The 2171-nt window shown below is 55.5% G+C and carries 2 protein-coding genes; one reads left to right on the forward strand and one right to left on the reverse strand.

Features of this window, described 5'->3' with window-relative positions:
* The coding region (locus TW83_RS20580; RefSeq protein ID WP_157001521.1) for a hypothetical protein at positions 1-796 on the reverse strand (796 nt) is incomplete at its 3' end.
* Between the two features lie 418 nt (positions 797-1214).
* Between TW83_RS20580 and TW83_RS11965 the strand changes: the two genes are divergently transcribed.
* A partial coding sequence (locus tag TW83_RS11965; RefSeq protein ID WP_045983008.1) for an ABC transporter transmembrane domain-containing protein occupies positions 1215-2171 on the forward strand: 957 nt, incomplete at its 3' end.

The raw sequence follows: 2171 nt of genomic DNA on the forward strand, positions 1-2171 counted from the left end.
TTACTTGGGGAATGTGGGCTGAAAAGCCGGTGGCTTCCTGAAAAACTCGCATTGGATTTATGGCCCAATTGATCTTGGTAGTTAGATCGTTAGCGTCTGGATAACTGTGCTGAAATATTGCACTTACTAATGCGCGGTTTTCAGTCGTTATCTCGCTGATAATTTCTTGTGAATGGCGGGGACCTACTGCGGTCCAGGTTCCGTCGGCATTTTGCTCCGCCTTCCATTGAACGCCAGCTTGTATTCCTATTCCTGGGCGATCATCTGCAGGACGGTCCCCCCATACCTCATTTATCATTCCATTTATTGCGGAAATCTCTGCGTTTGCTATTCTTCCATACTCGTCAGGCTGTAAAGATCCCCATTCTTTACTACCCCAATATTCATTACCGATTTCGAAATTAGTTATCTTAACGCTCGGGTATTCTGAAATTGCCTTAGATAGCTCTACAAGATATGCATTGAATCCTCGTGTATCGAAGTGCCCTTCAACTTTATCGTAAAATTGAAATGTCGGCGTTACAATCGATACCGATTTTCCGGTTTTTTCAGCGAAATCAAGCATTTCTCGAATAGTTAACGTATATTTCTCGTCCTTCGGATCCATTGGTTTCCCAAACATACGGTGAAGGCCACCATTTTCCCATGTTTGAGCCTCCGTGACGCCCCCACCTGGAAATCGAATATTTGAAAAATCGATTTCCTCAAGCGTTTCATGGTAGGCGTCGCCATCAGTGAGACTATCGCGAGTGAGAACTACGTTTCCACCAAAGTGGCTATGTCTGATCTGCGCCATTTTAACCCTCTGTTCATTTCCTTTAACAAAGGGTTTTTTATGCAGGATCAATTCCTAAATAATTAAAATTCTCCCCATGGGTCATTTACCCGATACTTTTCAAGAAAAAATTTCAAAAAAAATTTCCACAAAATGTGCTCATGCACATAATAATTCCAATTTAAGCGACATTATCGGAACAATGCAAAAGGCAGCGACACCAAAAAAGCTGCGAATATATAATAGTATTAATTTTCAAGAAAGAGAATTTAGTGGGGCTGTAGACTGTCTATGGAATAAAAAATTTTCTGAAAAAACGAATCCTTAACCTTTCGATGCGAGGGTCGCGGCAGGCCGGCGTAGGCCCTGCGTGGTGATATGGTCGCCGCGGTAACGAGGCAAGCCCCGCCATCGGCGCGGCATTTTCGGGGCAAGACGTATGGCCAAGGCTGCGAACCTGACGGACGGGGCCCGGGAACTGCGCCAGGCGCGCGCCACGGGGTGGCCGCTGTTCCTGTCGGTGGGGGTCTTCTCGGCGGTCGTGAACCTGCTGATGCTGACCGGGCCGCTGTTCATGCTGCAGGTCTATGACCGTGTGCTGGCCTCGCGCAGCGTCGAGACGCTGACCGCGCTGTTCGTGCTGGTGATCTTCCTCTTCGCGCTGATGGGTGCCATCGACATCATCCGCAACCGCGTGATGCAGCGGATCGCCGCCCGGTTCCAGGACCGGATGGAGGGTCGCGTCTTCGATGCCGCCCTGCGCGAGGGCGCATTGCGCGGCGACGAATCGGCCGCCACGGCGGGCGGGATGCGCGACCTGGATTCCGTTCAGCGGCTGATCGGCTCGCCAGTCATGCTGGCTTTCTTCGACCTGCCTTGGGCACCGCTGTTCCTGGCGGCGGTCTTCATGTTCCACCCGGTCCTGGGCATCGTCGCGACCGTCGGCGGCGGGATCCTGGTCGGCACCACGATCCTGAACCGCGTCCTGACCCGCGCGCCGCTGCAGGGTTCGGCCCAGGCCGGCGCGCAGGCGCAGCGCATGGCGGACCTCTATCGCGACGAGGGCGAGGTGATCGGCGCCCTGGGCATGCGCGGCGCCACCTTCGCCCGCTGGCGCCTGGCCCGGTCTGAATCACAGGACAATGCGGTCCGCGCCGGGGACCTGTCGGCGGGGTTCAGCGTCTTTTCGCGGACCTTCCGGCTGTTTCTGCAAAGCGCGATGCTGGCAGCGGGGGCTTGGCTGGTGCTGCGCCAGGAACTGACGCCCGGCGCGATGATCGCCAGCTCCATCGTGATGGGCCGCGCGCTGGCCCCGGTGGACCAGCTGGTCGGCGGCTGGCCGTCGGTTCAGGCCGCGCAGGACGGTTGGGGCCGCTTGGCGGGCCTGCTGTCGCGC

It is taken from the genome of Paracoccus sp. S4493, from assembly GCF_000967735.1.
In the GTDB taxonomy this organism is placed as follows: domain Bacteria; phylum Pseudomonadota; class Alphaproteobacteria; order Rhodobacterales; family Rhodobacteraceae; genus Paracoccus; species Paracoccus marcusii.